This is a genomic window from Curtobacterium sp. YR515 (genome assembly GCF_900113095.1).
GTDB lineage: Bacteria > Actinomycetota > Actinomycetes > Actinomycetales > Microbacteriaceae > Curtobacterium.
This window is the reverse complement of the sequence record NZ_FOOD01000005.1, coordinates 43,629-66,842: the sequence shown is the minus strand read 5'-3', so window position 1 is coordinate 66,842 and position 23,214 is coordinate 43,629. Positions and strand designations below refer to the sequence as shown.

Genomic DNA, 23,214 nt, shown 5'->3' with positions numbered 1-23,214 from the left:
GCTCACGCGCTGGGCGACACTTCACGGGGCGAGGGCCCCGTGAGCTGTCGCCTGACGCGAGAAGTCGCCGCCGGCGCGGCCGCGCGCGAGGGCGAGTCTCGGCTGGGCGGACGGTTTCGCGCCGCGACGGCGCGAGTTCTGTCCGCGGGGCCGAGTCTCGGCGTCCGCCGCGCCGCGGCCGCGTGCTCACGCGGTGGGCGACAGCTCACGGGGCGACGGCCCCGTGAACTGTCGCCTGGCGCGAAAAGTCGCCGCCGGCGCGCTCGCGCCCGCGCGCCTACGCCTCGCCGGCGGTGCCGTCGAGCGCCGCCGCACTCCCACCGATCGAGTCGATCACGGCGTCGAGCGGCGCCCCCGACCCGTCGCGCTTCGACAGCCAGTCCGGCAGCGTCCGGGCAGCGCCGTCCGACCCGACCGCGTGCGGGGGAGCGATGCCCGCCCACGCCACCGTCAGGCCGTCCTCGCCCTTGAGGAACGCGTGCGCCCGGACACCCTGGGTCGCACGGCCCTTCGCCGGGAACTCCGACAGGGCCGAGACCTTGGCGCGGCCGGTGTCGGTGCCGGGCAGGGCCGAGGACGACGCCGAGACGGTCGCGACCACGGCGTCGTCGGAGCGGGCGACGGATCCGAACCAGATCGCCGAGGCACCCGCGGCGAGGGCCACGCCGGCGACCCCACCGGCGGGGAGGCCCTGCGCACGGACGCCGGACGCGGGGAACCGCAGCAGCTGCGCGTTCGAGGTGATGAACACCAGGTCGTCCGACTCGGGCGCCTGGGCGGCACCGACGACCGCGTCGCCGGGCTTCAACCCGATCGCTGGGAACTCGGGCTTGTCCGGCCAGGCTCCGGGCACGACGCGCTTCACGACGCCCTGCACGGTGCCGATGGCGAGCGAGTCCGACGAGGCGCCGGAGAGGTCGACGAGGGCGACCACGGTCTCGCCGCGGGCGATGCCGAGGAAGTCCGTCACCCGGACGCCGGCGTCGAGCCGGACCGCGGCTGGCGGCACGGCGGGGACGTCGACGGGGGAGAGCCGGATCACGCGCCCGGTCGAGGTGAGCGCCCCGACCTGCCCGCGGACCGAACTGACGATCGACGAGCGGACGGCGTCGTGCTTGGACCGCTTCGGCACCCGGACGATGCCGAGCTCGGACGTCGGGATGTCGACGCGGATGAGCCGCCCCGTGGTCGAGAGCAGCACGCGGCACGGCGAGTCGGCGATCTGCAGGGACTCCGGGTCGACCGCGGCCTTGCGGCCACCCTTGACCGGGGCGTCGGCCTCGGTGAGCAGGGTCCGGCGCGGCGTCGCGAACCGGTCGGACACCTCGGTGAGCTCGAGCGCGACCTGGGCACGGAGTCGCTCGTCGGACGCGAGCAGTTCCTCGAGCGCGGCGATGTCGGCGAGCAGCTGGTCACGCTCGCCCTCGAGCTCGAGGCGTGAGAACTTCGTCAGGCGCCGGAGCCGCAGTTCGAGGATGTACTCGGCCTGCACCTCGGACAGGTCGAACACCGTCTGCAGGCGGGAGCGCGCGGCCTCGGAATCGTCCGAGGAGCGGATGACCTCGATGACCTCGTCGATGTCGAGGATGGCGATGAGCAGCCCCTCGACCAGGTGCAGTCGCTCCTTCTTGCGCGCGAGGCGGTACTGCGACCGACGTGTGACGACCGAGAGCCGGTGCTGCACGTAGACGTCGAGCAGCTCGCGCAGCCCGAGGGTCTTGGGCGATCCGCCGACCAGCGCGACGTTGTTGATGCCGAAGCCGTCCTCGAGCGGGGTGTGCTTGTACAGCTGCTCGAGCACGGCGGTGGGGTTGAAGCCGCTCTTGATGCCGATGACGAGCCGGAGCCCGTGGTTGCGGTCGGTCAGGTCGTTCACGTCGGAGATGCCGACGAGCTTCTTCGACTGGACGCCGTCCTTGATCTTCTCGATCACGCGCTCCGGGCCGACCAGGTACGGCAGCTCGGTGACCACGAGGCCGACCTTGCGCGGGGTGAGGTTCTCGACGCTCACCTTCGCGCGCGTCCGGAACGAGCCGCGGCCGCTGGCGTAGGCGTCGCGCACGCCGGAGAGCCCGACGATGGTGCCGCCGGAGGGCAGGTCAGGGCCCGGCACGAACTCCATCAGCTCGTCGAGCGTCGCCTGCGGGTTCATGAGCAGGTGCTTCGCCGCCTCGACCACCTCGCCGAGGTTGTGCGGCGCCATGTTCGTCGCCATGCCGACCGCGATGCCCGACGCGCCGTTGACGAGCAGGTTCGGGAAGGCCGCGGGCAGCACGCCCGGCTGCATGATCTGGTTGTCGTAGTTCGGGACGAAGTCGACGACGTCCTCGCCCAGGCCCTCGGTCATGGCCATCGACGGTTCGGCGAGGCGGGCCTCGGTGTAGCGGGCGGCCGCGGGACCGTCGTCGAGCGAGCCGAAGTTGCCGTGTCCGTCGACGAGCGGCACGCGCATCGTGAACGGCTGCGCCATGCGCACGAGGGCGTCGTAGATCGCGCCGTCGCCGTGCGGGTGCAGCTTGCCCATCACCTCGCCGGTGACGCGGGCGCTCTTCACGTGGCCGCGGTCGGGCCGGAGCCCCATCTCGGCCATCTGGTAGAGGATGCGCCGCTGCACGGGCTTCAGGCCGTCGCGTGCGTCGGGGAGTGCCCGTGAGTAGATGACGGAGTACGCGTACTCGAGGAAGGAGCCCTGCATCTCCTCGGAGACGTCGACGTCCTCGATGCGTTCACCGTCGGGCAGGCCGACTGCTTCCGTGCGTGCCATGGCACCCTTCTGCGAGACTGGGGGAGATGGGAACAAGCGTACCGACGGCCCCCGACGCCACCGCGAACCTCGCCGACGTCTTCCCGAGTTGCCTCGTCGCGCTCGGCGCTGCGGACGACGCCTGGTTGCGTTCCACCGGACTGGAGGCGCGGATCACCCTCCGCCCCGCCCGTTCCGCGATCGTCGTGCTGGTCGACGGCCTCGGTGCCGGCGCGCTGGCAGCGCGCGCCGGACACGCCCGCTGGGTCGCCGCCAGCAAGAAGCGACTGCGCAGCGGCTTCCCGACGACGACGGCGGCCGCACTGAGCACACTGACGACCGGTCGGTCGCCCGGCACCCACGGCGTGGTCGGGTACAGCGGCTGGAACCCCGACACCGGCCGGGTGATGAACCTGCTGAGCGGCTGGGACGACGAGGTCCCGTCCGACTGGTTCCTCGCCCGTACGCTGTTCACCGAGGCGCCGGCACTCGGCGTCGACCCGGTGGTGGTCGGGCCCGCCCGGTACCGCTCCTCGGGGATGACCGCGAACGTCCTCGGCGGGGCGCGCTACGTCCCGGCCGACTCGATCCCGCAGCGCGTCGACGCAGCCCTCGCCGAGACCGCGACGGGTCGCTCGCTCGTGTACCTCTACGTCCCAGAGCTCGACTCGATCGGGCACAAGCACGGCTGGCAGTCCGACCGGTGGACCGCGGCGCTCGAACTCCTCGACGGCGAACTCGCTCGGCTCGAGGGCCGTGCCGCCGCCGACGTCGGGATCGTCGTGACGGCCGACCACGGCGTGCTCGACGTCCCCGACCACGCGAACATCGCGCTCGACCCGCTCCTGCTGACCGACGTCATCGGGGTCGCCGGCGACCCGCGCTGCCGGCAGTTCACGGTCGCACCGGGCACCGACGTCCGCTCCCTCGTCGGGCAGTTCCGGGCGCGCTACGGCAAGAAGGCGTACGTCGCGAGCCGTGACGAGGCGATCGCCGCCGGCTGGTTCGGCGCCGTCTCGGACGAGGTCGTCCCGCGCATCGGGGACGTCGTGCTCGTGGCACGGGGGTCCTGGGCGTTCAACGACGACCGGGCCCTGCGCGACGGCGAGTCACCGAAGCGGATGATCGGCCAGCACGGGGCGATGACCGACGAGGAGACCATGGTGCCGCTGCGCCTCGCCGGGGCGTTCGCGCAGTAGCACGAGCCCGGGCGTCGCCGGGGATCAGGCCGGGTCGTCGTCCGGCCGGGTCCCGAAGACGATCTCGTCCCAGCTCGGCATCGACCGCCGGTTCCGCTTCTTGCGGTCCTGCCGCCCGGCCTCGGCCTCGGGGGCGGAGGTGGGTCGGGCGTCCGGCTGCGGCGCGGTGTCCGACGAATCCTCGAACCCCTGCAGCGGGATGTCGACGACGCTGATCGAGGTCCGTCGTCCGTCGTCCTGCGGCTGTTCGCCGAAGGCCGCGGCCTCGCGCTCGCCACGGCGGCGGCGGAGCGCCTCGAGCAGGTCGGCGGTCTCGTTGCCGGGGGCGCGTTCCTCGACGGCGGCTCCGATGCGGGGGAGCGGCGCGCGGAGCGGACGCTCCTGCACCTCGGGGTTCGTGACGTCCTCGTCTGGCTCGTCGACCCGGAACGCGCCGGAGTCGAACCGCGTCCCGTCGGTGTCCTGGTGGTCGTTCTCGACCGCACGGAGGCGCGGCGCGATGCCCTCGTCCTCGGTGTGCGAGAGCCGGTGCGCATCGCCGTTGTCCGGCGTCAGCGTCGACGTCTTCGGGTCGAAGCGCCACTGGGCGTCGTGCTCGACCTCGGCGGCGGTGTAGTGCACGCGGACCTGCCAGCCGCTCTCGACGTGCTTCCACGACGCCCAGGCGATCCCGCTGGCCTCGCCCGCCTCGAGCTTGGCGGTGATGGCCTCGCCGAAGGTGTCGGGCGACTCGTCGTCGACCGGTGTGACCGGCACGCGGTGCGCGGCGTCGAGGATGAAGGCACGCTCGGCGAGGACGGGGCCCTCGAAGCGCCGCACGTACTCGACGTCGACGTCGAGCGCCAGGGCGACCTCGGCGGCGTCGGCACCGCCACGGATCCGCGCCTGTACGTCCTTCGGGGACACGCGCTTGTGCGGACCGGACTCGGGGTTCGCCTGCCGGACCTGACCGGGCAGCGACGAGGTGACGGGCAGTCGGAACTCGGTCCCGCCGTCGGTCGCGAGCAGGAGTGCCCCGGACTCCACCCCGATGACTCTCACGTCTTGCATGGTTCCGCCTTCCGAGCGTCGCGTACGGTCGTGCCTCGTACCCCGTGAGTATGCAGCCGTCCGGACCCGATCCCGCGGAGGCGCACGGGCGTGCCGTGGACTCCCGTGCGAGCGTTTCCGGACAGCGGGAATGGACGGGCGGGCACACGGGTTGCAGCGCCAGAACGACCCGCCGGAGACTTCGGTTTGCGCTCTGGCGAGACGTGGTGCAAACTGTCGCCGCCGATCACCGGCGACGACCTCTCGATACGAGAAATGGATGGGCATGGCCACCGATTACGACGCCCCCCGGAAGACCGACGACAACTCCGACTCGGAGTCGATCGAGGCCCTCAAGGAGCGCGTTCCCGACAAGATGTCGGGGGTCGTCGACGATGATTCCGACAACCCCGGCAGCTTCGAGCTCGCCGGACAGGACCTCAGCGACGTCGACCTCGACGTCGTCGTGCTCCCGCCCCAGGTCGACGAGTTCACCTGCGTCGAGTGCTTCCTCGTGAAGCACCGCTCGCAGCTCGACCACGAGTCGAAGCTCGGCCCGGTCTGCGCGGAGTGCGCGGCGCTCTAGGGAACGCACGAAACCAGAACGGCCCGTCACCGCGAGGTGACGGGCCGTTCTGCGTGCGCTGGGCGGGCAGACGTGCGCCGTGCCGGACAGGAGGCGCGGGTCGGGCCCGCACCGCGCCTCCTGGATCGCAGGTGGGGACTCAGGACCGCAGGGCGGCGACGACGGCGGACGGGTTGCGGACGCTGACCAGCCAGTAGGGCGTCGGGTCCGCGGGGTCCTGCACCTCGACCTTGACGACCCCGCGCACGTAGCCGCGGAAGAGCGTCCAGGCGCGGGCGTCGAGCTTCGGCCCGCGCTGCGTGGTGGCCTCGGCGCCCTCGTAGCCCTCGACCACGCCCACGAGCGTCCGCGGGAGGTGCGCCCGACCGGCGCGGAACTCGGTCTCCGTGACCTCGATGGTCGGAGCCAGCGCCCAGAGCAGCACGAGCACGCCGAGGTACATGCCGACCGCCACGAGGACGCCGGCGAGCACGCTGATCGGCAGGAACACGAGGAGGCTGGCGGGGATGACGAGCGCCGTCGCCAGGTAGAGGACGGGCGGAGCCCACAGTCGTTCGCGGTACAGGGTCACGACACCATTCGACCACGACTCCGGGCAGGTCACGGAACGGTCACGGTCTGCACTACCCTCGACACGTGACCGAACCAGTCGACGTGCTCTGGACCGGGGAGAACGCTCCCGGATACGCCCACCCCGGTGACGCCGGTGCGGACCTCGTCTCGACCGAGGCGTTCGTCCTGCAGCCCGGCGAGCGTCGGCTCGTGGGCACGGGCCTGAAGATCGCGCTGCCGGACGGGTACGCCGCGTTCGTGGTCCCGCGCAGCGGTCTCGCCGCAAAGCACGGCATCACGATCGTGAACGCGCCCGGCACCGTGGACGCCGGGTACCGCGGCGAGATCAAGGTCGCGCTGCTCAACACCGACCAGGCCGCCGCGCACGAGGTGCACGTCGGCGACCGCATCGCCCAGATGATCGTCATGCCGGTCCCGCGCGTGTCGTTCACCCGCGTCGACGAGCTGCCCGACAGCGTCCGCGGCCAGGGCGGGTTCGGCTCGTCGGGCTACGGTGACCGGAGCGGTGCCGTCAGCGGCGCCGCGGACAACGCTCAGGAAGGAACGCGCGCATGAAGTTCGGCCGACGCAAGCGTGACGAGGTCGAGGTGGCGGACGCCGTCGCCGACGAGGTCGAGGTGGCCGAGACGACGCCGGAGGTCGACATCGCGATCGACGCCGACGCCGACCTCGACGAGGTGGACGCCGTCGCGCCGACCGACAAGTCCGCGCCCGAGGACCGTGCCGAGAGCGGCCCGCACGACGAGACCGAGGCGAACCTGGTCCGTCCGTACGTCGACCTCGGCGGCGTGAAGGTCCTCCCGCGCGAGGGGCTCCACCTGCGGCTCGAGGTGGAGGAGGGCTCGCAGCGCGTCGTCGCGGTCGGGCTCGACTACGACGAGTCCACGCTGCAGGTGCAGCCGTTCGCCGCACCGCGCTCCACGGGGCTCTGGCACGAGATCCGCGCCCAGATCGCCGAGCAGATCGAGCGCCAGGGCGGCATCGTGTCCGAGGTCGACGGTCCGTTCGGCCCCGAGCTCCGCGCCCAGGTCCCGGTCGTCTCCGACGGCACGGGCGTCACCGACGGGGCCCGCCCCGCGCGGTTCATCGGCGTCGACGGCCCGCGCTGGTTCCTGCGCGGCGTGATCGCCGGCAAGGCCGCCGAGCAGCCCGACGACGCGGCCGAGATCGAGGACCTGTTCCGCAGCGTCGTCGTGGTCCGCGGGACCACCCCGATGCCGCCGCGCGACCTCATCCCGCTGCACATGCCGAAGTCGACGCAGTCGGCCATCTGACCGGCGACCCGAACCAGGAGGCACGGTGCCGGACCACGACGACACCACCCGTCCCGAGGCGGACGCGCCCGACGCGCTGCCCTCGTTCAGCGACCAGATGCGTGCCGCCGTCGCCAACACCGGGCTCGGCAAGGTCGCTCCGGGCGAGGCGCCGTCGGGGCACGCCCTCGTCGCGGCCATCGGCGGCGTGCGCGGCCTGGTCGAGTCCGTCCTGCCCGGGCTCGCGTTCCTGGTGGTCTACGCGATCACGAAGGAGGTCGTCCCGAGCGTCCTGATCCCGGTCGCGATCGGCGTCGTGTTCGTGGTGCTCCGCCTGCTGCAGCGCCAGTCGCTCGTGATGAGCCTCGCGGGGATCCTCGGCGTGGCGATCTCCGCAGGCCTCGCGCTCATCACCGGGCGGGCCGAGAGCAACTTCATCCCCGGGATCGTCATCAACGCCGTGTGGCTCGTCGGGCTGCTCGTGACGCTGGCGATCCGACAGCCGCTCATCGGCCTGGTCGTCGGCTTCCTGCTCCCGCCGAACGAGGACGGCACCCCGCAGGACTGGCGTCGCGACCCGGCGAAGCGCCGCGTGCTGACCGTTGCCACCTGGCTCTGGGTCGGTCTCTTCGCGATCCGGCTCCTCATCGAGGTGCCGCTGTACCTGACCGCCCAGGTCGAACTGCTCGCCGGCATCAAGCTCATCACGGGCGTCCCGCTCTACGCCGCTCTGCTCTGGGTGACCTGGCTGCTCGTCCGGACGGTGTTCAAGCGCGAGGCTGACGCCACCCGGGTGTAGAGTTGTCTCGACATCGAGATAATTCCCCGCGGCCCTTCCCGGGCTGGCGGGTTTAGGTTTGCCTTGCTGGTGGGACGCCTCGCGCCCCGCTTGGATGGGGGCACACCGATCAACCAGGGAGGCGGCACAGTGGCTGCAGTCAACAGCTTCGGCTCGAAGGACACGCTGTCGGTTGGGGGTGTCGACTACGCGATCCACCGGATCGACACGGTGCCCGGGCACGAGAAGCTCCCGTACAGCCTGAAGGTGCTGCTCGAGAACCTCCTCCGCACCGAGGACGGCAAGAACGTCACCGAGGACCAGATCCGCGCCCTCGGGTCGTGGCAGCCCGACGCCGAGCCGGACACCGAGATCCAGTTCTCGCCGGCCCGCGTGGTCATGCAGGACTTCACCGGCGTCCCGTGCATCGTCGACCTCGCCACCATGCGCGAGGCGATGGCCGAGATCGGCGGCGACCCGAACAAGATCAACCCGCTGTCGCCTGCCGAGATGGTCATCGACCACTCCGTCATCGCCGACCTCTTCGGTCGCGAGGACGCACTCCAGCGCAACACCGACCTCGAGTACGAGCGGAACGGTGAGCGCTACCAGTTCCTCCGCTGGGGCCAGACCGCGTTCGAGGACTTCAAGGTCGTCCCGCCCGGAACCGGCATCGTGCACCAGGTCAACATCGAGTACCTGGCGAAGGTCACCTACACGCGTGACTTCGACGGCGAGACCTACGCCTACCCGGACACCCTCGTCGGCACCGACTCGCACACCACGATGGTGAACGGGCTCGGCGTGCTCGGCTGGGGCGTCGGCGGCATCGAGGCCGAGGCGGCGATGCTCGGCCAGCCGGTGTCGATGCTCATCCCGAAGGTCGTCGGCTTCAAGCTGTCCGGGTCGATCCCGGCCGGCGTGACCGCGACGGACGTGGTGCTCACCATCACGCAGGAGCTCCGCAAGCACGGCGTCGTCGGCAAGTTCGTCGAGTTCTACGGCGAGGGCGTCGGCGAGGTCCCGCTCGCGAACCGCGCCACCATCGGCAACATGTCGCCGGAGTTCGGCTCCACGGCGGCCATGTTCCCGGTCGACGACGTGACGCTCGACTACCTCCGCCTCACCGGCCGCTCCGAGGACCAGATCGCGCTCGTCGAGGCCTACGCCAAGACCCAGGGCCTCTGGCACGACGCGGCGGTCGAGCCGAACTACTCCGAGTACATGGAGCTCGACCTCTCGACGGTCGTCCCCTCGATCTCCGGCCCGAAGCGCCCCCAGGACCGCATCGAGCTCTCGAAGGCGAAGACCCAGTTCGAGGTCGACCTCGGCAACTACACGACGCCGAGCGAGCAGACCGACCTCGACGACGCGGTGGAGGAGACCTTCCCCGCCTCCGACCCGATCGCCGCCGGTTCCACGAACGAGGACACCGCGCTGCACGAGCACGTCTACGTCTCGAGCGCCCCGTCGACGGCCTCGCAGCCGACGAAGGTCGCGATGGACGGGGCCGACCCGTTCACGATCGACCACGGTGCCGTCGCGATCGCCGCGATCACGTCGTGCACGAACACGTCGAACCCGTCGGTCATGATGGCCGCCGGCATCCTCGCCCGGAACGCCGCGAAGAAGGGCCTCACCGCGAAGCCGTGGGTCAAGACCACGCTCGCACCGGGGTCGAAGGTCGTCACGGACTACTACGAGAAGGCCGGTCTCACGACCTACCTCGAGCAGCTCGGCTTCTACACGGTCGGCTACGGCTGCACCACCTGCATCGGCAACTCGGGCCCGCTGCCGGAGGAGATCTCGCAGGCCGTGCAGGACAACGACCTCGCCGTCACCGCGGTGCTCTCGGGCAACCGCAACTTCGAGGGGCGCATCAACCCCGACGTGAAGATGAACTACCTGGCCTCCCCGCCGCTGGTCATCGCGTACGCCCTCGCCGGGTCGATGCACTTCGACTTCGACAAGGACGCCCTCGGGCAGGACCAGGACGGCAAGGACGTCTTCCTGCAGGACATCTGGCCCGACGCGGTCGAGGTCCAGCAGGTCATCGACGCGTCGATCGACACCGAGATGTTCACCCACGAGTACGGCTCCGTGTTCGAGGGCGACGACCGCTGGAAGAACCTGCCGACCCCGACGGGCGACACGTTCGAGTGGGACACCGAGTCGACCTACGTGCGGAAGCCCCCGTACTTCGAGGGCATGACCATGCAGCCCGACGCGGTGTCGGACATCTCCGGCGCCCGGGTGCTCGCGAAGCTCGGCGACTCGGTCACGACCGACCACATCTCGCCGGCCGGGTCGATCAAGGCCGACAGCCCGGCGGGCAAGTACCTCGCCGAGCACGGCGTCGACCGCAAGGACTTCAATTCCTACGGCTCGCGTCGCGGCAACCACGAGGTCATGATCCGCGGCACGTTCGCGAACATCCGCCTCCGCAACCAGCTCCTCGACGGCGTGGAGGGCGGCTACACCCGCGACTTCACGACGCCGGACGGTGCGCAGTCGTTCATCTACGACGCCTCGCAGCACTACCAGGAGCAGGGCATCCCGCTCGTCATCTTCGGTGGCAAGGAGTACGGCTCCGGTTCGTCCCGCGACTGGGCGGCGAAGGGCACGAACCTGCTCGGCGTCCGCGCGGTCATCACCGAGAGCTTCGAGCGCATCCACCGCTCGAACCTCATCGGCATGGGCGTCGTGCCGCTGCAGTTCCCCGCCGGCGAGTCGGTCGAGTCCCTCGGGCTCGACGGCACCGAGGTCGTCTCGATCTCCGGCCTGACCGAGCTGAACGAGGGCCGTACGCCCAAGACGGTGCACGTCACGGCTGCGCCGAGCGAGCACTCGCCCGCCGGCAAGGAGACGATCGAGTTCGACGCGGTCGTCCGCATCGACACCCCGGGTGAGGCGGACTACTACCGCAACGGCGGCATCCTGCAGTACGTGCTGCGGTCGCTCGTCTGACGCACCCGTCCGACGGACAGGAGGCGCGGTGCCAGCTGGCACCGCGCCTCCCGTCCGTTGTCGGGTCACGCGCATAGAGTGGGCCGACAGCCCCACGAAAGGAGCGCCCGTGAGTCTGCTCTCGAGCATCACGTCGCCGCGCGACCTGAAGCGTCTCTCCGACGCGCAGATGACGGACCTCGCCGCCGAGATCCGACGCTTCCTCGTCGCCGAGGTCGCGAAGACCGGCGGCCACCTCGGCCCGAACCTCGGCGTCGTCGAGCTCACGCTGGCCATGCACCGGGTGTTCGACTCGCCGCACGACCCGTTCGTCTTCGACACCGGGCACCAGTCGTACGTGCACAAGCTCGTCACCGGGCGGCAGGACTTCTCGCGGCTGCGCGAGCGGGGCGGCCTCGCCGGGTACCCGCAGCGGAGCGAGTCGGAGCACGACATCGTGGAGTCCTCGCACGCGTCCTCGTCGCTGTCCTGGGCGGACGGCATCTCGCGCGCGTTCGTGCAGACCGGCCAGGCCGACCGGACCGTGGTCGCGGTCGTCGGCGACGGCGCGCTCACCGGCGGGATGACGTGGGAGGCCCTCAACAACATCTCCGACGGCAACGACCGTCGACTCGTCATCGTCGTCAACGACAACGGACGCTCGTACGCGCCGACCATCGGTGGCATGGCGCGGTTCCTCAGCTCGGTGCGCACGCGCCGCGAGTACCGGGCGCTGTTCGAGAAGTCCCAGGCCGCGGCGGCGCGGTTCGGCGCTCCCGGGCGGGCGCTCTACCGCGGGATGCGCGGCGGGCTGCACGGGTTCCTCTCGCGGTTCACGAACAACGAGGCGCTCTACTCGAACCTCGACATCAAGTACATCGGGCCGGTGAACGGGCACGACCAGCGGGCGATGGAGGCCGCACTCCGCCAGGCGAAGGCGTACGGCGCGCCGACGATCGTGCACGCCATCACCGAGAAGGGGCACGGGTTCGAGCCCGCGCTGCGCGACCAGGCCGACCAGTTCCACGCGGTCGGGCACATCGACCCGGAGACCGGGGAGTCGCTCGACGTGTCGTCGGGGCCGTCGTGGACCTCGGTGTTCGCCTCGACGCTGGCCGAGGTCGGTGCGTCGGACGAGAAGATCGTGGCGATCACCGCGGCGATGCTCCGCCCGACCGGGCTGCACCTCTTCCAGGAACAGCACCCCTCGCGCGTGATCGACGTCGGGATCGCCGAGCAGCACGCCGTGACGACCGCGGCCGGACTCGCGTTCGGCGGCCTGCACCCCGTCGTGGCGCTCTACGCGACGTTCCTGAACCGGGCGTTCGACCAGGTGCTCATGGACGTCGCGCTGCACAAGGCCGGCGTCACCTTCGTGCTCGACCGCGCGGGCATCACCGGACCGGACGGGCCGTCGCACCACGGCATGTGGGACCTCGCCTTGCTGCAGGTCGTGCCCGGGATCCGGATCGCCGCACCCCGTGACGCCGCGACCCTGCGCGAGGAGTTCCGCGAGGCCGTCGCCGTCGACGACGCACCCACCGTGCTGCGCTGGTCGAAGGGACAGGTCGGGCCGGACATCGTCGCGGAGCGTCGACTCCCGGACGGGGTGGACGTGCTGCGGTCGCCGTCGTCCGACCAGGAGCCCGACGTCCTGTTCGTCGCCGTGGGCTCGATGGTGCCGGTGGCGCTCGACGCGGCGGCGCTGCTCGAGTCCCAGGGCATCGGCGTGACGGTCGTCGACCCGCGGTGGGTGGTGCCGATCCCGGCGTCGCTCATCGACCTGTCGCGTGACCACCGGCTCGTGATCACGCTCGAGGACGGGGTGCGGGTCGGTGGCGTCGGGACACGGCTCCGGCAGGACCTGCGCGCTGCGGGTGTCGACACCGGGGTGAACGAGCTCGGGCTGCCCGATGCGTTCATCGACCACGCGTCGCGGTCCCAGATCCTCGAGGACGTGGGGCTGACCGCGCAGGCGATCGCCCGGGACGTCATCGACCAGGTCGTCGGGACGAAGCTGCCGCAGGCGAAGCCGGCGCGGGCGGCGTCGCGCTCCCGGGAGTCCGCCGACCGCTGAGCGGCGCGCGCGCGGCGCGGCGGCCGTGGCTCGGCCCGGCGGCGCCGCCCGGCGGCGCGCGGTTCGGTCGGCCGCCGCACAACGCAAGTCACCCCGAACCGCGGATCGCCGTGGTTCGGCGTGACTTTCGTTGTGCGGGCGCGGCTTGGGCGGGCGGGGTCAGTGCGGCGCGGGCGGCCCGGCGGCGGCGGACACGAGTTCGCGCAGGATCGCGCGGGCCATCGGCGTCACCCAGAGGACCTGGCCGTACGTCAGGCCGTCGCGGCCCTCGCGGATGATCTCCACGCGCGAGGACATGGGCCCCTCGCGCGCGAACGTCATGACGATGTTCTCGGCGCGGACGGCGAACGAGGTCCGGCGGCCGATGACGGCTCCGTCCGGACGGATCTCCATCGCCGCTGCTCCCGGGACGGCGTGCACGGAGCGGTCGAGCAGCTCCGGGACCTCGTCGAGCGGCACGGGCACGACGACGCTGGGGTGCCCGGTCGTCCTCGGTGCCCACCACTCCTGTGCCATGGTTCGACCGTACGCCGCACAACGCAAGTCACCCCGAACCGCGGATCGCCGCGGTTCGGGGTGACTTCGGTTGTGCGGAGCCGAGCGGCCGCAGCTAGCGAGAGGCCGGCCCGACGATCAGCGGCTCGTGGAACGCCCCGCCGAAGACCCGCTCGGACGCACCGGAGCGGTCGAGGTACGGGCTGATGCCACCGGCCTGGAACGGGTAGCCCGCGCCGAGGATGAGCCCGAGGTCGATCTCCTCGACGTGCTGGACGACCTCGTCCTCGAGCATGCGGTGCAGCTCGTCGGCGAGGGCGTCCTCGAAGCGGCGCTGCATCTCGGCAGCGTCGACCGGCTTCGCGTCCTTCTTCGACGGTGCGACGAGTTTCACGGCAGCGGGGTCGTACCCGGTCGCGGTGCCCTTCTTGTCGCGGGTCAGGATGTGCCCGAACTCGGCGATCTTCTTCAGGCCGTCACCCGGGTAGAAGCGCTCCGGCCAGGCGGCGTGGTGCGAGTCGAGCACGTGCGCACCGACCGGCAGGCCGACGAGCTCGAGCAGCTCGAACGGCGACATCGGCAGGCCGAGCGGCGCAGCGCCCTGGGCGACGACGTCGAACGACGTGCCCTCCTCGACGCCGCGCATCGCCTCGCCGAGGACCCGGGCGAGCACCCGGTTCACGACGAAGCCCGGCTGGTCGGCCGTGATGATCGCGGTCTTCTTGAGCGTCTTCGCGACGGCGAGGGCCGTGGCGAGGGTCTCGTCGGAGGTCGAGGCGGTGCGCACGACCTCGAGCAGCGGCATCACGGCGACGGGGTTGAAGAAGTGGAACCCGACGAGTCGCGATGGGTCGGACAGCACGGAGCCCATCTCGGACACCGACAGCGATGAGGTGTTCGTGGCGAGGATCGCGTCCGGAGCGATGACCTGCTCGATCTTCCGGAAGACCTCCTGCTTGACGCTCATCTCCTCGAAGACGGCTTCGATGACCCAGTCGGCGTCCGCGAACGCGTCGTAGGACACTGACCCGGACACGAGCGCCTTGATGCGGTTCGCGTCGTCGGGGGAGACCCGGCCCTTGTCGAGGAGCTTGTCCACCTCGCCGCGGATGCGCTCCACGCCGGCGTCGACTCGGGACTGGTCGACGTCGGTGATGACGACCGGGACGCCGAGGCGTCGGGCGAAGAGCAGCGCGAACTGGGATGCCATCAGGCCTGCGCCCAGGACGCCGACCTTCGTGACGGGGCGCGGCGAGACGTCCGCGGGGGCACCCACGGGCTTCTTCGCGCGCTTCTGCACGAGGTCGAACGCGTACATCGAGGCGGCGAACTGGTCGCCCGAGATGAGGTCGGCCAGGGCGTCGTCCTCGTCGGCGAACCGTTCGTCGAGTGAGCCGGACTTCGCCGCGGCGACGAGGTCGAGCGCCCGGAACGGCGACTTCGGGACCGTGCCGATCTTCGACGCGACCTGGCTGCGGGCGACCTTGACGACGGTGCCCCACGCGGCCTTCTCGATCATGCCGGGCTCGTTCTTCCGCACGACCTTGGTGCGACCCGACACGACGCCGTCGATCCACGCCACCGCGGACGGCAGGAAGGTGACCGAGGGGATCAGCGCGTCGCCGATGCCGAGCTCGACCGCGGCCGGACCGTCCATCAGGCGGTTGTTCTTGAGCGGGTTCTCGACGATGACGCGGAGCGCCTTCTCGGGGCCGATCAGGCGGGGGAGCAGTGTCGCGCCGCCCCACCCGGGGATGATGCCGAGGAAGACCTCGGGGAGCCCGATGCCCTGCGCGGCCGACGAGAACGCCCGGTACGTGCAGTGCAGCCCGATCTCGAGGCCACCGCCGAGCGCGATCCCGTTGATGAGCGCGAAGGAGGGGACGCCGAGGTCGGAGAGCTTCCGGAGCGTGGCGTGTCCGAGGGCGGCCAGGTCGTGGGCGACGTCCCGCGACGGCACCGAGGCGGCCTGGGAGAGGTCGGCACCGGCGGCGAAGCAGTACTCCTTGCCGGTGATCGCCACGGCCTGGATCGTCGCGGCGGACGCTTCGGTCCGCAGGGTGTCGAGGACCCCGGAGAGCTCGTGCAGCGTGCGCGGCCCGAGGGTCGACGGTCGCTTGTAGTCCTTGCCGTTGTCGAGCGTGATGAGCGCGAGCGTGCCACCGGACGGCAGCGCGACGTGCTTGAGGTACGAGTGGGTGACCACCTCGTCCTCGCTGAGGGCGAGGAGCTGGTCGTTGTCGACGATGGTCATGGTCACGCCGCCTTCCGTGCCGCGGACTTGCTGAAGTTCGGGTTCTCCCAGATGACGGTGCCGCCCTGGCCGAGCCCGATGCACATCGTCGTGATGCCGTACCGGACGTCCGGGCGTTCGGCGAACTGGGCGGCGAGCTGGGTCATCAGGCGGACGCCGCTCGAGGCGAGCGGGTGCCCGACGGCGATCGCGCCGCCCCAGGCGTTCACGTTCGTCGAGTCCTGGGCGATCCCGTAGTTGTCGAGGAAGGCGAGCACCTGGACGGCGAACGCCTCGTTGATCTCGAACAGCCCGATGTCGTCGATCGACAGCCCGGCCTTGGCCAGCGCCTTGTCGGTCGCGGGCACCGGTCCGATGCCCATCACCTCGGGGTCGACGCCCGCGAAGGCGAACGAGACCATGCGCATCTTCGTCGGCAGCCCGTGCTGCTTCGCGGCGTCGGCCGAGGCGAGCAGGCTCATGGTGGCGCCGTCGTTCAGGCCTGCCGCGTTGCCGGCGGTGATGCGTCCGTGCGAGCGGAACGGCGTCTTCAGCGCTGCCAGGGCCTCGAGCGTGGTGCCGGGGCGGGGCGGCTCGTCACTGGAGACGATGTCCCAGCCCTCGCCGGTGTTGACCTCGACCGGCACCAGGTCCGGCTGGAGCTTGCCCGCGGCCCACGCGGCGGCGTAGCGCTGCTGGGACTGGACGGCGTAGGCGTCCGTGCGGTCCTTGGTGATCGCGGGGAAGCGGTCGTGCAGGCGCTCGGCGGTCTTGCCCATCACGAGCGCGTCGCCGTTGACCATGCGCTCGGCGATGAAGCGCGGGTTCGGGTCGGAGTTGAAGCCCATCGGGTGGCGCCCCATGTGCTCGACACCGCCGGCGATGGCGACGTCGGCCGCGCCGAACGCGATGGCGCCGGCGAGGGTGGTCACGCTCGTCATGGCACCGGCGCACATGCGGTCGATCGCGTACCCGGGGACGGTCTTCGGGAGTCCGGCGAGCATCCCGACCGTCCGGCCGAGGGTGAGCCCCTGGTCGCCCTGCTGCGTGGTGGCCGCCACGGCGACGTCGTCCACCGCGGCCCCGTCCAACGAGGCGTTCCGGTCGAGGAGTCCGCGCATGGCGTGCACCGCGAGGTCATCCGCGCGGGTCTTCCAGAACACCCCCTTCTCCCCGGCTCGTCCGAACGGTGTCCGAACTCCGTCGACGAAGACGACGTCTGCTGCCTTTGGCAATCTGGGCCTCCAGATCCTCGTTGATCAGGCTGGGCGCGTCCCGCCCCGCCCGGCCGGGTCCGACCCGGCGTGCACCAGCGACGCTATGCCCCGAGCCTGTGCGGACGCATGCCCGTTGGGGCGTTCCTACGACTCGGTGTTGCTCTCGGCAGCAGGCTCCTGTGCAGCAGCGACAAAGGCGTGCGCGATGATCGACGCCGTCTCCTCGACCTGCCAGGGGCGGGCGTCGTGCGCGGCGAGCACGGCACCGACGGTCTCGGTGGCGATCGGCATCGGCGGCTCCCACGACACCGTGCGGAGGGTGTCCGGCGTGAGCAGGTTCTCGACGGGCAGGTCGAGCTCCTCGGCGCGCTGCACCACGGCGGCCCGTGCGGCCTTGTACCGGCGGTCGGCTGCCGGGTTGCGGTCGGCCCAGGCCCGGGGCGGCGGCAGCGTGGCCTCGCCGGTGCCGCGGAGCCGCGGGAGGTCCTCGGTCGTGCGGCCCTCGTCGACTGCGGCCCACCAGCGGTCGAGCTCGGACCGGCTGGCACGACCCGTGAAGGCCTTCACCCCGCTCAGCTCGCCCTTCGAGGCCGGGTTCGCCGCCGCGGCCGCGACGATCGCCGAATCCGGGATGGTGCGACCCGGCGCGATGTCGGCTTCGCGGGCGTAGGCGTCGCGTGCGGTCCAGAGCGACCGGGCGATCGCGAGTGCCCTGGAGCCACGGAGGGCGTGCATGCCGGACAGGCGGCGCCACGGCTCGGCCTTCGGCGGCTTCGGCGCCCGTGTCAGGACGGCGGCGAACTCCTCTTCGGCGATGCGGGACTTGCCCGCCTCGTCGAGCTTCGCCGCGAGCGCGTCACGGAGGTCGGGGAGCAGCTCGACGTCGAGTGCCGCGTACACCAACCACGACTGCGGGAGCGGCCGGGTCGACCAGTCCGCGGCGGAGTGGGCCTTCGCGAGCGTGATCCCGAGCAGCTGCTCCACGACGGCACCGAGGCCGACCCTGGGGAACCCGGCGATGCGGGCACCGAGCTCGGTGTCGAAGATGCGGGTCGGGACGAGGCCGACCTCCTGCAGGCAGGGCAGGTCCTGCGACGCGGCGTGGAAGAGCCACTCCTCGTCGACGATCGCGTCCTGGAGCTCGGAGAAGTCGCCGATCGGGATCGGGTCGAAGAGGAACGCCCCGGCACCGCGGCGGAACACCTGGATGAGGTACGCCCGCTGCGAGTACCGGTAGCCGCTCGCGCGCTCGGCGTCGACGGCGACCGGGCCGTGGCCCGCCGCGATGGCGGCGACGGCGTCGAGGTACTCCTCGCGCGAGGCGATCACGTGGACCGCGTCGTGCGACGCCTCGAACGCCGGCGACGCCGCGGACGGAGCAGCCGACGGCGGAACGGCCGGCGACGCCGACGGGACAGCGGGCGACGCCCCGGCCGGAGATGCGGGGTCAGTCACGTGCGAGCCTCCTCGGGGCCAACAGGGTCACGCCGTCCGACGCGGGCGGGAGACCGGCGAGCATCGCCACGATCTCCTCCCACGCCTCGACGTGTGCGGTGAGGTCGTCCCCGCGCGGGGTCCACGAGGCGCGCAGTTCGAGCTGCGCCCCGTCGCCCTGCGCCGCGAGGTCGCCGTAGCCGCGGGAGATGATCTTGGTCGCCGTGCCCGAGGCGTGGTCGTAGGTCGCACCGTGCGCGGCGAGGGCGTCGACGAGCCAGCTCCACGTGACGTCGGCGACGAACTCGTCGACACCGATCTCGGGTTCGAGCGGTGCCTGGGCGAAGGTCACGATGCGGAACGACCCGCCCCACCCCTCGGGCTCGTCCGGGTCGTGCAGGGCGATGAACCGGCCCGTCCCGAGGTCGGAGTCGATGCCGTGCGCCGCACCCGAGACGTCCGCCGCCAGGGCGATCGAGAACGGGGCGATGCGCGACGGCGAGGGGATCTCGGTGACGGTCGTCTCGGCGCGCGCGCCGCCGGACGCCACGAACGCACGGAGCCGCGCGAAGGCGTCGGGCTCTCGGGTTTCGGACACGAATGCAGACTAGGCTCCGGACCATGTCCCGATCCGCGCGACCCGCCGAGGACGTCGTCCAGGAGACCGCACGATCGGCCGGGTTCGTCGCACTGGGAGCGGGCATCGCAGCGGCCGCCGTCACCACCGCGGTGATCGGCGGGTTCGTCGCGGCGGTGGCCCGAGCGGTGGTCACCCCCGACCGCAAGCGCACCGAACGCGTCCCGATCCACGCCGTCGACCCCGTGCGTCGGACGGTGACGCTCGAGCGCACCGCGGACACCGAACTGCAGGGCCGCTACAGCCTCTGGTTCGGCGGCGGGACCGGGCACATGCGCGTCGGCGAGGTCCTCGGCACCACCGACACGACCGTCACCCGCCGCATCATCGCGATCGACGCCGGCGACCCCACCGCTGCCCGCCGGGGTCGGTGGGGCGGCTGGTTCTACCTGACCCCGGGCGAGCTCGACGTCCCGGTCGAGGACATCGACGTCCCCACCCCGAACGGCCCCGCACCCGCCTGGGTGGTCCGTGCCGACGACCCGGACGCGCCGTGGGCCGTCCTCGTGCACGGTAGGGGGGTGACCCGCGCCGAGACGATCCGCGCGGTGCCGGTCTTCCGGGCGGCGGGGTACTCCGTGGTGCTGGCGAGCTGGCGCAACGACGGCGTCGCCCCGCGGAGCGTCGACGGCCGCTACGGCCTCGGCAGCACCGAGTGGGAGGACATCGACGCGGTCCTCCGCTGGCTCGCCGGGCAGGGTGCGTCGAGCGTCGTCCTGATGGGCTGGTCGATGGGCGGCGCGGTCGTGCTGCAGACGCTGGTCCGGTCGGCGTTCGCGGACCTCGTGGACGGTGTCGTGCTCGAGTCGCCCGTGGTCGACTGGCACGCGGTGCTCAAGTCGCAGAGCCAGCTGCTCCGTCTGCCGCGGCCGGTCCGGAAGGTCGCGCAGCGCCTGCTCCGCACCCCGGTCCTGCACCGGCTCACGGGCCTGCGGCAGCCGGTCGACCTGCGGCAGCTCGACATGGTCGCGCGGGCCGACGAGCTGCACGTGCCGATCCTGCTCATGCACAGCGACGACGACGGGTTCGTCCCGTCCTCTGCGTCGCACGCCCTCGCCGAGGCCCGGCCCGACATCGTGCGGCTCGAGGTGCAGACGACCGCCCGGCACACCAAGCTCTGGAACCACGACGCCGACTGGTTCGACGCCCGCATCCTCGCGTGGCTGACCGAGGTGGTCCAGCCCACCAGCGCGACCCACCAGCAGTAGACGCGACCGGCAGACGGACGGGAGGCGCGGTGCCAGCTGGCACCGCGCCTCCGTCCGTGTGTGGTGACGTCTACGCGACCGCGGCCTGCGCCTGCACCTGCCGCTGCACCCGGCCCAGCATCCCGACCATGCCGCGGATCCGCAGCGGGCTGACCGCCTCGCTCAGCCCGATCGTCAGCGGGTAGTCCGCCGGCACGGCGAGCACCTGCTCGGCGGTCAGGCCGGACAGCCCCTGCGCGAGGATCGACGCGAAGCCCCGCGTGGTCGGTGCCTCGCGCGGTGCCGTGGCGTGCATCCGGACGATGCCGGGCGCGTCGCCGTCCGCACCCACGGTGACCGTGATGAAGACGGGGGACTGGCACTCCTCGACGCGTTCGAGCTCGTCCTCGTGCCCCTGCAGGCGCTCTGGAAGCGCCGGGAGCTCGTTCGAGAACTCGAGGAGCAGCTGCAGGCGGTCCTGCTGGGAGAGTTCGAGGAAGTCGTCGCGGATCTCGGCGAGGGACTGGGGGAGTGCGTCGGTCATCGGTCGGTGATCGTACCCGGTTCGGTGCCGACGGCGATCGGGACGCGGACCGCGCTGCCCCACTCGGTCCACGAGCCGTCGTAGTTGCGGACGTTGTCGTACCCGAGCAGGTGCTGCAGAACGAACCAGGTGTGGCTCGACCGCTCGCCGATGCGGCAGTAGGCGATGACCTCGTCCGCGTCGCCGATGCCGGCGCCGTCGCGGTAGATCGCGTCGAGCTCCTCGCGGGTCTTGAAGGTGCCGTCCGGTGCCGCGGCGGTGGCCCACGGGATGTTCACGGCGGTGGGGACGTGGCCGGCGCGGAGGGCGCCCTCCTCCGGGTAGTCCGGCGCGGTGGTGCGGTCGCCGGCGTACTCCGGGGCGCTGCGGACGTCGATCAGCGGCTTGCCGAGGTGGGCGAGCACGTCGTCCTTGTAGGCGCGGATCTCGGTGTCGATCCGGTCGACGACGGGGTACTCGACCGGCGTGACCACGGTCTGGTCGGTGGTGAGCGCGCGGTCCTCGGCGATCCACTTCGCCCGGCCGCCGTCGAGGAGACGGACGTCCTCGTGGCCGAACAGCGAGAAGACCCAGAGGGCGTAGGCGGCCCACCAGTTGTTCTTGTCGCCGTAGATCACCACGGTGGTCTCGCGGCCGATGCCCTTGCTGCCGAGCAGTTCGGCGAAGGCCTCGCCGTCGATGTAGTCGCGGAGCACCGGGTCGTTGAGGTCGGTGTGCCAGTCGATCTTCACGGCACCGGGGACGTGGCCCGTCTCGTAGAGCAGGACGTCCTCGTCGGACTCGACGACGACCAGGTCCGGGGTGCCGGCGTCCAGGTGTTCCTGCAACCACTCGGTGGAGACGAGCCGCTCCGGGTGGGCGTAGGCGGTGAACTTCTCGGACGTGTCGACCGGTGCGGTCATGGTGGGCTACCTCCAGGTGGTCATCCGGCACCGGACTAGGATCGGTCGTCGGTGCCTGTGGGCAACGGTACGCGGGCGTGCCGTGCTCCTGACGCAACGTGACACCCCACGACATGCTTCCCGAAGGACTGCCCCGATTGTCAGCGAACACCGCGCCTGAACACCTCGTCGACCGCGACCCGCAGGTGACCCCGCAGCAGATGGCTGCGTCGCTGGTCCCGCCGCCCCAGTTCGCCGACGCGTCGTTCGCCTCCTACCGGCCCGACGCGGAGTACCCGTCGCAGGCGGCGGTCCGCGACGCGGTGGAGGCCTTCGTCGTCGCCGGTCCCGCCGACCAGCCTCGCCGGGGGCTGTTCGGTCGCCGGAAGCCCGTGGCGGAGTCGACCGTGAAGTCCGGCGTCTACCTCGACGGCGGGTTCGGCGTCGGGAAGACCCACCTGCTCGCCGCCGCCTACCACGCCGCCACCGGCCGGAAGACGTTCGGCACCTTCATCGAGTACACGGCGCTCGTCGGGGCCCTCGGGTTCCAGGGCACCGTCGACCTGCTGCGCGGGACGGCGCTGGTGTGCATCGACGAGTTCGAGCTCGACGACCCCGGTGACACGATGGTGATGACGCGCCTCATCAAGGAGCTCACCGAGACCGGCACGCGGTTCGCCGCCACCTCGAACACGCCGCCGGGCGCGCTCGGCGAGGGACGGTTCGCTGCGCAGGACTTCCTGCGCGAGATCCAGGCGATGTCCGACCGGTTCGACACCATGCGCATCGACGGGCTCGACTTCCGCCGGCGTGCGGTCGACGAGTCGGCGGGCGTGGTGGCCGACGTCGCCGCGGGTCTCCCCGGCGGACGCGTCACGCTCGACGACTTCCGGGCGGTGGTCGGGCACCTCGCGTCCGTGCACCCGTCGAAGTACGTCGCGATGGTCGAGGACCTCGACGCCGTCGGCCTCACCGACGTGCAGCCCTTCACCGACCAGACCGATGCGCTCCGGTGGGTCGCGCTGGTGGACCGGCTGTACGACGCGCAGGTCCGGATCGTGGCGTCGGGCACCCCGCTCGACCAGGTGTACCCCGAGTCGATGCTCGACGGCGGGTACCGCAAGAAGTACCTGCGTGCGGCGAGCCGCGTCGTGGCGCTGACCCGCGTCGTGGACTGAGCCGCCTGCCGGTCGCGAGGAGCCGGTGCCCCGCTGCGCCGCGCCTCCAGGCCCCGTTCCGCGACGGCTGTCGGACACCGTCCGGACGGACCGGGAGAACTCGTGGCCCCCGTCCAGGGGACTGCCCGACGGACGAAACACGACGTTTACACACCGGGCCGTCGCGTTACATCCGCGAAACACTTCGTGCTCCCTCGTGAAACCTCGCCTCGCCAGACTCGGTG

Annotated in this window: 19 protein-coding genes; 9 read left to right on the top strand and 10 right to left on the bottom strand. The window is 71.6% G+C overall.

Translation table 11 applies throughout. The features are described 5' to 3' along the window. Nucleotides 1-277: 277 nt before the first annotated feature. A complete protein-coding gene (locus tag BM028_RS14550) occupies nucleotides 278-2,764 on the bottom strand; it encodes a DNA gyrase/topoisomerase IV subunit A (protein WP_071302911.1) in 2,487 nt (828 codons plus the stop codon). A gap of 26 nt (nucleotides 2,765-2,790) precedes the next feature. Here BM028_RS14550 and BM028_RS14545 point away from each other — a divergent pair, with 26 nt between their 5' ends. Continuing rightward, complete coding sequence (locus tag BM028_RS14545) at nucleotides 2,791-3,942, top strand: alkaline phosphatase family protein (protein ID WP_092387424.1); 1,152 nt, start codon at nucleotides 2,791-2,793, stop codon at nucleotides 3,940-3,942. A 24-nt stretch (nucleotides 3,943-3,966) separates the two neighbouring features. On the opposite strand, the gene sepH is transcribed toward BM028_RS14545, so the two are convergent. Beyond that, complete coding sequence (sepH, locus tag BM028_RS14540) at nucleotides 3,967-4,992, bottom strand: septation protein SepH (protein WP_070418803.1); 1,026 nt, start codon at nucleotides 4,990-4,992, stop codon at nucleotides 3,967-3,969. Nucleotides 4,993-5,257: 265 nt separating this feature from the next. Here sepH and BM028_RS14535 point away from each other — a divergent pair, with 265 nt between their 5' ends. Further along, nucleotides 5,258-5,557, top strand: coding sequence for a DUF4193 domain-containing protein (locus tag BM028_RS14535; protein ID WP_031263038.1), 300 nt, complete (start codon nucleotides 5,258-5,260; stop codon nucleotides 5,555-5,557). Between the two features lie 139 nt (nucleotides 5,558-5,696). On the opposite strand, the gene BM028_RS14530 is transcribed toward BM028_RS14535, so the two are convergent. Next, entirely contained in the window at nucleotides 5,697-6,128 is a 432-nt protein-coding gene (locus BM028_RS14530; RefSeq protein WP_092387422.1) for a DUF3093 domain-containing protein, read from the bottom strand. A gap of 65 nt (nucleotides 6,129-6,193) precedes the next feature. Here BM028_RS14530 and dut point away from each other — a divergent pair, with 65 nt between their 5' ends. From dut to dxs, 5 genes are all read left to right on the top strand, one after another. Further along, nucleotides 6,194-6,685, top strand: a complete 492-nt coding sequence (dut, locus tag BM028_RS14525) for a dUTP diphosphatase (protein ID WP_070418805.1) — start codon at nucleotides 6,194-6,196, stop codon at nucleotides 6,683-6,685. Continuing rightward, nucleotides 6,682-7,404, top strand: a complete 723-nt coding sequence (locus tag BM028_RS14520; protein WP_229086592.1) for a DUF3710 domain-containing protein — start codon at nucleotides 6,682-6,684, stop codon at nucleotides 7,402-7,404. Before dut ends, BM028_RS14520 begins: the two co-directional genes overlap by 4 nt. A gap of 25 nt (nucleotides 7,405-7,429) precedes the next feature. After that, nucleotides 7,430-8,182: a DUF3159 domain-containing protein gene (locus BM028_RS14515; RefSeq protein ID WP_254789610.1), complete on the top strand. Its 753-nt coding sequence runs from the start codon at nucleotides 7,430-7,432 to the stop codon at nucleotides 8,180-8,182. A 129-nt stretch (nucleotides 8,183-8,311) separates the two neighbouring features. Further along, nucleotides 8,312-11,128 (top strand): aconitate hydratase AcnA, encoded by a 2,817-nt coding sequence (gene acnA / locus BM028_RS14510; RefSeq protein WP_071302914.1) that lies wholly within the window; start codon nucleotides 8,312-8,314, stop codon nucleotides 11,126-11,128. Nucleotides 11,129-11,237: 109 nt separating this feature from the next. Continuing rightward, nucleotides 11,238-13,184 (top strand): 1-deoxy-D-xylulose-5-phosphate synthase, encoded by a 1,947-nt coding sequence (dxs, locus tag BM028_RS14505; RefSeq protein ID WP_092387420.1) that lies wholly within the window; start codon nucleotides 11,238-11,240, stop codon nucleotides 13,182-13,184. A 159-nt stretch (nucleotides 13,185-13,343) separates the two neighbouring features. On the opposite strand, the gene BM028_RS14500 is transcribed toward dxs, so the two are convergent. The 5 genes from BM028_RS14500 to BM028_RS14480 form a co-directional block, all read right to left on the bottom strand. After that, the gene (locus BM028_RS14500) at nucleotides 13,344-13,700 is read right to left on the bottom strand and encodes a hypothetical protein (RefSeq protein WP_092387418.1); all 357 of its coding nucleotides are present in this window, start codon (nucleotides 13,698-13,700) and stop codon (nucleotides 13,344-13,346) included. A gap of 94 nt (nucleotides 13,701-13,794) precedes the next feature. Then, nucleotides 13,795-15,933 carry a 3-hydroxyacyl-CoA dehydrogenase NAD-binding domain-containing protein gene (locus BM028_RS14495; RefSeq protein ID WP_092387416.1) on the bottom strand — a complete coding sequence of 713 codons (2,139 nt, stop codon included), beginning with the start codon at nucleotides 15,931-15,933 and terminating at the stop codon, nucleotides 13,795-13,797. 2 nt (nucleotides 15,934-15,935) lie between these two features. Beyond that, a complete protein-coding gene (locus BM028_RS14490) occupies nucleotides 15,936-17,147 on the bottom strand; it encodes a thiolase family protein (protein WP_070418811.1) in 1,212 nt (403 codons plus the stop codon). Nucleotides 17,148-17,273: 126 nt separating this feature from the next. Next, nucleotides 17,274-18,584 (bottom strand): HRDC domain-containing protein, encoded by a 1,311-nt coding sequence (locus BM028_RS14485; RefSeq protein WP_092387414.1) that lies wholly within the window; start codon nucleotides 18,582-18,584, stop codon nucleotides 17,274-17,276. Then, entirely contained in the window at nucleotides 18,577-19,161 is a 585-nt protein-coding gene (locus BM028_RS14480; RefSeq protein WP_070418813.1) for a DUF3000 domain-containing protein, read from the bottom strand. The genes BM028_RS14485 and BM028_RS14480 overlap by 8 nt, the downstream gene beginning before the upstream one ends. 23 nt (nucleotides 19,162-19,184) lie before the next feature. On the opposite strand from BM028_RS14480, the gene BM028_RS14475 reads away from it, so the two are divergent. Beyond that, nucleotides 19,185-20,408 carry an alpha/beta fold hydrolase gene (locus tag BM028_RS14475; protein ID WP_092387412.1) on the top strand — a complete coding sequence of 408 codons (1,224 nt, stop codon included), beginning with the start codon at nucleotides 19,185-19,187 and terminating at the stop codon, nucleotides 20,406-20,408. A gap of 70 nt (nucleotides 20,409-20,478) precedes the next feature. On the opposite strand, the gene BM028_RS14470 is transcribed toward BM028_RS14475, so the two are convergent. Beyond that, complete coding sequence (locus tag BM028_RS14470) at nucleotides 20,479-20,931, bottom strand: SufE family protein (RefSeq protein ID WP_071295259.1); 453 nt, start codon at nucleotides 20,929-20,931, stop codon at nucleotides 20,479-20,481. Then, on the bottom strand, nucleotides 20,928-21,833 hold the full coding sequence (locus BM028_RS14465) for a sulfurtransferase (protein WP_092387410.1): 906 nt from the start codon (nucleotides 21,831-21,833) through the stop codon (nucleotides 20,928-20,930). The genes BM028_RS14470 and BM028_RS14465 overlap by 4 nt, the downstream gene beginning before the upstream one ends. Nucleotides 21,834-21,946: 113 nt before the next feature. Between BM028_RS14465 and zapE the strand changes: the two genes are divergently transcribed. After that, on the top strand, nucleotides 21,947-22,990 hold the full coding sequence (zapE, locus tag BM028_RS14460) for a cell division protein ZapE (protein ID WP_092387408.1): 1,044 nt from the start codon (nucleotides 21,947-21,949) through the stop codon (nucleotides 22,988-22,990). Nucleotides 22,991-23,214: the final 224 nt, after the last annotated feature.

Excerpts from the sequence above, each read along its gene's own strand:
- BM028_RS14475 (WP_092387412.1), top strand. The coding sequence starts at position 19,185 with ATGTCCCGATCCGCGCGACCCGCCGAGGACGTCGTCCAGGAGACCGCA.
- sepH (WP_070418803.1), bottom strand. The coding sequence starts at position 4,992 with ATGCAAGACGTGAGAGTCATCGGGGTGGAGTCCGGGGCACTCCTGCTC.
- zapE (WP_092387408.1), top strand. The coding sequence starts at position 21,947 with ATGCTTCCCGAAGGACTGCCCCGATTGTCAGCGAACACCGCGCCTGAA.
- BM028_RS14495 (WP_092387416.1), bottom strand. The coding sequence starts at position 15,933 with ATGACCATCGTCGACAACGACCAGCTCCTCGCCCTCAGCGAGGACGAG.
- BM028_RS14550 (WP_071302911.1), bottom strand. The coding sequence starts at position 2,764 with ATGGCACGCACGGAAGCAGTCGGCCTGCCCGACGGTGAACGCATCGAG.
- BM028_RS14470 (WP_071295259.1), bottom strand. The coding sequence starts at position 20,931 with ATGACCGACGCACTCCCCCAGTCCCTCGCCGAGATCCGCGACGACTTC.
- BM028_RS14500 (WP_092387418.1), bottom strand. The coding sequence starts at position 13,700 with ATGGCACAGGAGTGGTGGGCACCGAGGACGACCGGGCACCCCAGCGTC.
- BM028_RS14520 (WP_229086592.1), top strand. The coding sequence starts at position 6,682 with ATGAAGTTCGGCCGACGCAAGCGTGACGAGGTCGAGGTGGCGGACGCC.
- BM028_RS14535 (WP_031263038.1), top strand. The coding sequence starts at position 5,258 with ATGGCCACCGATTACGACGCCCCCCGGAAGACCGACGACAACTCCGAC.
- BM028_RS14465 (WP_092387410.1), bottom strand. The coding sequence starts at position 21,833 with ATGACCGCACCGGTCGACACGTCCGAGAAGTTCACCGCCTACGCCCAC.
- BM028_RS14545 (WP_092387424.1), top strand. The coding sequence starts at position 2,791 with ATGGGAACAAGCGTACCGACGGCCCCCGACGCCACCGCGAACCTCGCC.